5 protein-coding genes are annotated in these 8,321 nt (G+C 66.9%); 4 read left to right on the forward strand and 1 reads right to left on the reverse strand.

What is annotated here, in order from left to right:
• Positions 1-30: 30 nt before the first annotated feature.
• The gene (locus JZ791_RS42690) at positions 31-1,551 is read right to left on the reverse strand and encodes an HNH endonuclease signature motif containing protein (RefSeq protein ID WP_254207326.1); all 1,521 of its coding nucleotides are present in this window, start codon (positions 1,549-1,551) and stop codon (positions 31-33) included.
• Positions 1,552-1,970: 419 nt separating this feature from the next.
• Here JZ791_RS42690 and JZ791_RS42695 point away from each other — a divergent pair, with 419 nt between their 5' ends.
• The 4 genes from JZ791_RS42695 to JZ791_RS42710 all read left to right on the forward strand — a co-directional run bounded on the left by JZ791_RS42695 (position 1,971) and on the right by JZ791_RS42710 (position 8,214).
• Positions 1,971-2,666 (forward strand): type 1 glutamine amidotransferase domain-containing protein, encoded by a 696-nt coding sequence (locus JZ791_RS42695; protein ID WP_216903433.1) that lies wholly within the window; start codon positions 1,971-1,973, stop codon positions 2,664-2,666.
• Between the two features lie 132 nt (positions 2,667-2,798).
• The gene (locus JZ791_RS42700; RefSeq protein WP_216903435.1) at positions 2,799-3,083 is read left to right on the forward strand and encodes a hypothetical protein; all 285 of its coding nucleotides are present in this window, start codon (positions 2,799-2,801) and stop codon (positions 3,081-3,083) included.
• Between the two features lie 113 nt (positions 3,084-3,196).
• The gene (locus JZ791_RS45775; protein ID WP_254207328.1) at positions 3,197-5,710 is read left to right on the forward strand and encodes a beta-glucosidase family protein; all 2,514 of its coding nucleotides are present in this window, start codon (positions 3,197-3,199) and stop codon (positions 5,708-5,710) included.
• 428 nt (positions 5,711-6,138) lie between these two features.
• Positions 6,139-8,214 (forward strand): neutral/alkaline non-lysosomal ceramidase N-terminal domain-containing protein, encoded by a 2,076-nt coding sequence (locus tag JZ791_RS42710; RefSeq protein ID WP_216903437.1) that lies wholly within the window; start codon positions 6,139-6,141, stop codon positions 8,212-8,214.
• Positions 8,215-8,321: the final 107 nt, after the last annotated feature.

The following is an 8,321-nucleotide window of genomic DNA, read 5'->3' on the forward strand; positions in this document are numbered from 1 at the left end:
GGCTTCGCCGGGGTGGGTCGGGGCCGCGGGCTACGCCGCGGTCGACTCCGATAATCGGTGTGCGCGATACTCGGCGGACTCTCGTTCCTCTTGCTGCCGCCACTGGTGATACGCCGCCCGGTCTTCTTCACGACGCAGATGGATCGCCGCGAGGGCCTCACCCAACAGTCCTGCGGCATTGTGGCGGTGGTTGACCTTCGGAGTCTGGGTGGGATCCACATGCCACGGGGCGATCCACGCGGTACGGCCGGGATACTCGGAATCCTCAGCCAATACGGTGGTGCGCCAGCCTTCGTCGGTGTCGGTGATGCGGGCATGGCAGTGATCGCACGCCAGCACCAGGTTCTCAATATCGGTGGCCCCGCCCTTGCGGTAATCCTTCACGTGGTGCACCGCGCACAACGCGGCGGGCGCATCACAGCCGGGCCGCGAACACCCTTGCAGCGCGGAGATCAATGCGAACCGCTGATCCGCCGTGGCCAAACGCTTCTCTCGCCCCAGATGCAGGGGCAACCCGGCGTGGTCGAACACCGCCAAATACTTGCGCGAGGTCTCCGCCAGGACCAGGGCGTCTGCGATCGGGATCGTGCCTCCCGTGGCGGTGGTCGCCACCCCGGACAGCTGCTCCAGGTCGGTGAGTTTCATCGTCAGGATCGCGGTGACCGGGATTCCACGATGCTTGCCCAGCCGGTCGCGGTCGACCAGATCGGTGAGCAGCAGTTTCACCGCGTCATGAGTGCGCTGATCGGCGGTGCGGGTATCACGCTGGGCAGCAGCCCGTATCACCCCTGGATCCGCGCGATCCAAATCGACGCCGGGACTGGTCGGGTCTTGCGGGTTCGCTACCCCGGGGCGCGCGTATTTGGCCAGGAACGCATCCAGTAGGGCCCGCAGCGCCGGGTCCAGGTCCCCGGTGATCGGGGACATCCCGTCCGCGCGTTGACGCCCGATCCGGATGCCGCGCATCCGGGCGCGGTCGGTGTCATCGGTGATGCGACCGTCCGGATCCAGATACCCCAGGATTTTATCCCCCAGCTTGCCCAGATCATCCGGGTTGCCATCCACGGCCAGCTGAGCCAGCAGCTGTTCGGCGGCCTCCCGCTCATCCATGCCCACCCCGCGCGGAACACGCTTCATCACCGCCGCCACACCCCGCACATGATCCAGAGAAATATCCCCCCGCCGCAACGCCGCCGCTGTATCGGGCAACTGCGGGTCCTCCGCGTCGCCGGACAGGTTGAAGGTGGTTCCGACCTGAAACGCCGCGTGGACGCGAGCTCCGGCCTCGGCGCTGCCCAGGCGCAAAGTGTTCATCAGGAATCGTTTGACCGTCTTGTCTCCGCTGTCCAGAGGGAGCTTGCGGATGTCCACCTCGATCAACAACCGATGCTGCACCGCGGCCAGCATGCGGGCCCCGCGTTCCACCTCCCGCAGTACCTCCACCAGATCCCGATCCGGCAACGGCGTCAGCGACTGTTCGAGCAAATCGGTCACCGCCGACAGCAACGGCGCGGCATCGAGCCGCCCGGTCCCCTCCCTCATCGAATCCATGTTCGAATCCTATCGCAGAATCGGCCTCGGCACACATCCAGCACGAAGTATTTTTCGAACCATGAAACAGACCGTGAGATCGAATAGGTAAGGGGTGCAGATCTTTTGGAGGCGCATTTCCTGCAATTGAACGACGCACAGCACCCGGACTCCTCGAAAAGTTACTACCAGGCAATCGATCTATTCTAGCGACACAGACCGACAACCTCGAACGCCCTGCGCAGCAACTACTCTGGTGGCAGATCGCTGACGAGGCACTTGTCGCGGAATCACGCGTGCGCTGCCCATCGATGGCCATCGGATTGCGGATTTACCGCATTGGTTAGCCTATTGGTCGAGTGTTGGTGTGATACCTACCGTGGGTAATGCGGCGGCCGGGACAGGGTGCGGGCGTCGAATCGAGACTCAGGAGGTTATACGTGTCGAAGATCTTGTTCGTCTTGACCGGGTCGGACCACTGGACGTTGGCGGACGGTACGAAGCATCCGACCGGATTCTGGGCCGAGGAGTTCGTCGCGCCGTATCGGGCGTTCAAGGACGCCGGTAAGGAGATCGTCGTGGCGACGCCGGGCGGGGTGGTGCCGGTGGTCGATCGCGGTAGCCTCGCGCCGGAGTTCAACGGGGGTGCGGAGGGAGCTGAACGGATGGCCGCCGCGTTGCGGGCCGCCGCCGAATTGGAGCATCCGGTGCGGCTCGAGGCGGTCGACCCGGACGAGTTCGACGCGGTCTTCTATCCCGGCGGCCACGGCCCGATGGAAGATCTGTCGAGTAACGCCGCCTCGGCCGCCGTGCTGACCCGCACGCTCGCCTCGGGCAAACCGCTCGGTGTGGTCTGCCATGCTCCCGCGGCCCTGCTGGCCACCGTCGGCCCCGATGGCAACTCCCCGTTCGCCGGATACCGGCTCACCGCATTCACCAACGTCGAGGAGGAGCAGGCCGGTTTCGCCGACCGGGCGAAATGGTTGCTGCAGGATCGCCTCGTCGAACTGGGTGTCGACTTCCGTGAGGGTGAGCCCTGGGCGCCGCACATCGAGGTCGATCGCAATCTCCACACCGGCCAGAACCCAGCCTCCTCCGGTCCGCTGGCCGCCGAGATCCTCGAGACGCTCGGCTGATATTCGCGAACTCGTGACCGCGGTGTCACGGCGGGCTCAGGGCTTTCGGGCGTACTACTGTGGTTAACCACTGGTTTGCCGACGAGTTCGACCGCTGTCGGTGACCCCTGTCCACCGATCAGAGGAGCGAGCATGAAGCGTCTGGTACCGGTCCTTGCCGGCGGTCTGTTCCTGGCGGCGCTCGCGGCCGCACCGGCCCAGGCGGCCACGGGTGCGCTGAATATCGACGGTGCGTTTTATCAGAATCCGTCGGGATGCCTCGCATTCGGCAACGCGACGATCCCGACGGCGATCGCGAACAATACCGACGCGGTCGCCACCGTGTACTCGAGCACCAACTGCTCGGGGACGCAGATGGGCACGGTCCCGCCCGGTGGCAAAGGGACCTATGAGGCTGGTTCGGTGCAGGTGAGCTGATCGATGAGTGTCTGGAGGCGAAGGGGACGTCGCATACCCGCCTTTCCTAACTAACCGAGTGGTCGGTCGGGTAGCCTGGGCGGCGAATCGCAGTCGAGACGAGTGAGGCAGCCATGGACGACCGTATCGAGGAGTTGTCGGCGAAGCTGGATCTGCCGGGGAAATTGCGGCTGATCTCGGGAGCGAGCATGTTCCGGATGGCCGGCGATCCCGCGCTCGGACTGGCGGAGATGCCGGTGTCGGACGGGCCGACAGGTGTGCGCGGGGAGCGCTGGGACGAGCGCGATCCATCGGTGAGCCTGCCGTCCGGCACCGCCCTGGCCGCGACCTGGGACCGCGAGTTGCTCGGTGAGATCGGCGCGCTGATCGCGGCCGAGGCCCGGCGCAAGAATGTGTACGCCGTCCTCGGCCCGACCGTCAACCTGCATCGATCTCCCTTGGGCGGAAGGCATTTCGAATGCTTTTCCGAGGATCCCATGCTGACCGGTGAGATGGCCGAGGCGTACGTCCGCGCGGTGCAGGCGCACGGGGTTGCGGCCTGCCCGAAACACTACGTGGCCAACGATTCCGAGACCGACCGCTTCACCGTCGACGTGCGCGCGGACGATCGCGTCCTGCGCGAGCTGTATCTGTATCCGTTCGAGCGCAGCGTCGGCGCCGGAGCGTGGATGCTGATGGCGTCCTACAACTCGGTCGACGGCGTAACGATGACCGAGAATCCGCTGCTGGACGAACCACTCAAGGGCAGTTGGGGTTTCGACGGCGTCGTGGTATCGGACTGGACCGCGATCCGCTCGACCGACGGTGCGGCCGCGAGCACGGATCTGTGTATGCCCGGACCGCCGATGCTGTGGGGCGAACCGCTGGCGGAGGCGGTGCGTGCGGGCCGGGTGCCGGAGGCCGCGATCGATGAGAAGGTCAGGCGCATACTGAGATTCGCTACTCGGGTGGGCGCACTCGACGGATCACCGCGTGCCGCTCCGGAATTCACCGATGATCAGGCGCGGGAATTGGTTCGCCGGGCAGCGGCTGAGGCGATGGTGTTGGTGCGCAACGAGGGTGTGCTGCCGCTGCCCGGTCACACATCCGGGTCGGCGGGTGCTGCTGAGCCGGTCGAGCAGCCACGGGGGCGTACGGATTCGTCTCCATCGGATTCGGCCGGGCGCAATGTGTCGAGTCGTTCGTCCGAGTCGGCGGCATCGTCCGGTCCCACCATCGCGCTGCTGGGCCCGGGCGCGGCTGAGCCTCGGTTCATGGGCGGTGGCAGCGCGACCGTGATTCCCGCGCGCACGACCACCCCGTTGGAAGGTCTCGGTGCGGTATTGCCGGTGACCCATACACCGGGAGTGTGGTTGTCGGACAACCTCACTCCCGTTCCTCTGGCGCTGCTCACCGATCCCGAGACCGGTGAGGAGGGCCTGAGTCTCCGATACCTCGACGGCGACACCGTCATTGCCACTCAGCACCGCACGGCAGCGAGCCTGGTGCTGTTCGGCGATCCGGCATCCGAGCGCGCCTCCCGGATCGAGTTGCGCGCCCGCGTGCGGGCGGACGCGACGGGGGAGTGGCAACTGGGTGTCGGCGCGGCCGGCCGGGTCCGCCTGGATATCGACGGTGAGACCGTCGCGGAGGGAACCCCGGCCAACGACAGCGCCGATCCCATTGCCGCACTGCTGGATCCGCCGCAGCTGTCGGTGACCAGGACCCTGGCCGTCGGTCAGGAGGTCGACGTCCGGGTCACGATCAGCGATCTCACGCCGATCCCGGGTCTCGGCGTATTCCTCGGCGTCACACTCGGTGTCACCCGCCCGCGCCGCACGGATGACGAAGAGTTCGCCGCCGCAGTGGAATTGGCGCGCACCTCGGAGGTCGCGGTCGTGGTCGTCGGCACCTCCGAGCAGATCGAGAGCGAGGGCTTCGACCGGACCACGCTGCGGCTGCCCGGACGCCAGGACGACCTCGTCGCGGCCGTCGCTGCGGTGAATTCGCGGACGGTCGTCGTGGTGAATTCCGGTGCGCCCGTGGAGATGCCGTGGCGCGAAGAGGTCGCCGCAGTGCTGCTGTCGTGGTTTCCCGGCCAGGAGTTCGGTGCGGCGCTGGCCGACGTGCTGACCGGCGCGCGTGAACCCGGCGGCCGCCTGCCCACCACCTGGCCCGCGGAGATGGCCGACGTCCCTGTGCTGGACGTGACTCCGGACGCTGACGGCGCGCTGGTCTACCGCGAAGGCGTGCATATCGGTTACCGCGCCTGGCTGCGCGCGGACGTACGTCCCGCCTACCCGTTCGGGCACGGTCTGGGCTACACCACCTGGGAGATGGACGATCTCACGGTGCAGGGCAGGACTGCGGCTGTCACGGTGCGCAATACCGGCGACCGTGCGGGCAAACACGTTGTGCAGGCCTATCTGTCGCGCGAGCACAGTGCGATCGACCGGCCGGTGCGCTGGCTGGCGGCGTTCGCGACCCTCACCCTCGAACCCGGACAGTCCCGTCGCGTGCAGATTCCGTTGCCGCAGCGAGCATTCGAGCATTGGACCTCGGACGGTTGGGCGGTGGAGCCAGGCACGTTCACCCTGCACGTCGGCGGATCGGTGGAGGACCTGCCGCTCACGGCCGAGGTCGGCTGAGCGCTCTGCCTGCCCGGTTCGTCCAGGCGGGCACTCGGCAGAGATTGTCGAGGATCGGGTGCCGTGACTGCGATTGGGCCCTGGAGATTCCGGCCACGTGCCGTCGTGGTGCTGGGACTCGTTCGATCGCAAGCCGATGTCGCCGGCTGGGCTGTGCACGCCCGGTCGACCGGAGACGATTCCGGGTAGGCAACTGTCTGACCACCGGCCGTTTGCCGTGAGTGAGTACCTCGGATGCCAGTACTCTGCCATCGCAGCGTGTCTGCTGATGATTGAGCCGCGTTCGTCGGACGATATTCACTGCGGGGTGGCGTACTGGTCACATGACCAGTACGCTTCGCCGGACAGAACGCGCAGGGTTGTTGGACGCGGAACCGCTGGTCGCGGCCGGGACGCGCCATCACGCGGCAAACCGAAGGAGTTCCGGTATGACGGTTTCGCGACGGTCGGTGCTGGCCGGTGGTGCGGCGGTGGCCGCGGTAGGCGCCACCGGGCTGGTCGGCACGAATGCCGCCGCCGCGCGGTCTTTGCGGCATGATGACCGGGGGGATGCGCAGGGCTATCTGATCGGCTGCGGCATCGGCGACATCACCGGTGCGCCCGCCGGACAGGGCATGATGGGCTACTCCGAGGCGGACCAGGTGGCCACCGGCCTGCTGATGCGATGTCGGGCACGCGCCTACATCATCGTGGATCAGGCGACCGGCAGCCGCGTGGCCTTCGTCAATACCGACAACGCGTGCCTGTTCCAGTCGGTGTACCTCGAAGCGCTGCAACGTCTGGCACCGCGGTTCGGCACCCTCTACACCGAGCACAACGTCAATATCAACGCCACCCACAACCACAACTCCTGCGGCGGAACCGCCCGCGAATACGCGTATTCCGCTGCCGCGTACGGATTTCAGCTGAATTCCTTCGAGGCCGAGGTGAGCGGGATCGTCAGCGCGGTCGTCCAGGCGCACGAACGCCTGGCACCCGGCACGCTCCTGCTCGGCCACGGTGAGCTGCACAACGCGGGCGCCAACCGCTCCCGGGTCGCGTTCGAACTCGACCCGCCCGAGGACAAGGCGCAGTTCCCCGACGCCATCGACCCGATGATGACCGTCCTGCGGCTGCGCCAGGGCAACCGGGACGTCGGCGCGATCGCCTGGTTCGCCACCCACGGCACGTCCCTGACGGACCACAACACGCTCATCTCCGCCGACAACAAGGGTTACGCCAGCTACCGCTGGGAGCACGACGAGATGGGCGTGCGCTATCTGGACGGGTCGCCCGGTTTCGTGGCCGCGTTCCCGCAGACCAACGCGGGCGACATCACACCCAACCTGAACCTGATCAAATTCCATCCGACCGGCCCCACCGAGAACAACCGGGACAACTGCGCGATCATCGGCGAACGGCAGTACCAGGCCGGGCGGGCGGCGTTCGCGTCGGCGCGGCCCATGAGCCGCGGCGGCGTGGATTCGGTTGCGCGCTATGTGAATATGGCCGACGTCGCGATCGACGGTTCGTACACGCCCGACGGCAAGCCCGCCCGCACCTCCCCGGCGATGATGGGCGCCGGGGCCGTGGCGACCAGCGAGGAGGACAACTGGAACAGCCAGCTGCCGTTCCTGCGTGAGGGCGATGTCGACCCCATCGTGGCGGCATTGGGTGGCGTGCACGCACCGATCGAGCAGTGGATGCGAGATGTGCAGGCGCCCAAGCTGATTCTGCTGCCGCTGGGCATCATGCCGCCGCGGCCGTGGAATCCGCAGGTGCTGATGATCCAGATCATGCGCATCGGTGATCTCGTATTGGCCAGTGGCCCCGCCGAATTCACCATCGTGGCGGGATTGCGGGTCCGCCAGATCGTCGCGCACGATCTCGGGGTGCCGCTCGAACACGTACTGCTGCAGGGCTACGCCAACGGCTACAGCCAGTACGTGACCACCCCGGAGGAGTACGTCTCACAGCAGTACGAGGGCGGGGAGACCCAGTTCGGTCGCTGGACACTGTCGGCGTACATGCAGGAATTCGACCGTCTCGCCCGCGCGATGGCCGCCCGCGTGGATCTGGGCCGCGGGCCGGCCCCGCTGGACTGGACCGTCGGACCGCAGCCGGATCTGCTGCCGCCGGTGCCGCCGGACGCGCCGGTGGCCGGGCGCACCTTCGGTGACGTGTTGATCCAGCCGCCGAACGGCTCGGCAGGACGGACGATCGCGGTGGAGTTCTGCGGCGCCCATCCCAACAACGACTTCCACGCCAACGGAACGTATTACGAGGTGCAGCGAGCCGACGGCAGTGCCTGGCAACGGGTCGCGGACGACAACGACTGGGTCACCGAAATGCATTGGCGCCGCCCGGACGGCCAGCCCGCTGCCTCGATCATCCGCATCCAGTGGACCGTGCCCCCGAGCGCCGAGCCAGGACGTTACCGTTTCCGGTACAACGGCGACATTCGCGACGCCACAGGCAAACTCACACACCTGACCGCGACTTCGGCGGAGTTCACGATCAGCTGAGCTGAGCTGGGCTGAGTTGGGCTGAGTTGGGCTGAGCTGGGCTGAGCTGAGTTGGGCTGAGTTGGGCTGAGCTGAGTTGGGCTGAGTTGGGCTGGGCTGGGCTGGGT

It is taken from the genome of Nocardia alni (genome assembly GCF_019038435.1).
Lineage (GTDB): Bacteria > Actinomycetota > Actinomycetes > Mycobacteriales > Mycobacteriaceae > Nocardia > Nocardia alni.

What these genes read in the sequence shown, in the direction of transcription:
- JZ791_RS42690 (WP_254207326.1), bottom strand. Translation starts at nt 1,551, where the DNA reads ATGGATTCGATGAGGGAGGGGACCGGGCGGCTCGATGCCGCGCCGTTG.
- JZ791_RS42700 (WP_216903435.1), top strand. Translation starts at nt 2,799, where the DNA reads ATGAAGCGTCTGGTACCGGTCCTTGCCGGCGGTCTGTTCCTGGCGGCG.
- JZ791_RS45775 (WP_254207328.1), top strand. Translation starts at nt 3,197, where the DNA reads ATGGACGACCGTATCGAGGAGTTGTCGGCGAAGCTGGATCTGCCGGGG.
- JZ791_RS42710 (WP_216903437.1), top strand. Translation starts at nt 6,139, where the DNA reads ATGACGGTTTCGCGACGGTCGGTGCTGGCCGGTGGTGCGGCGGTGGCC.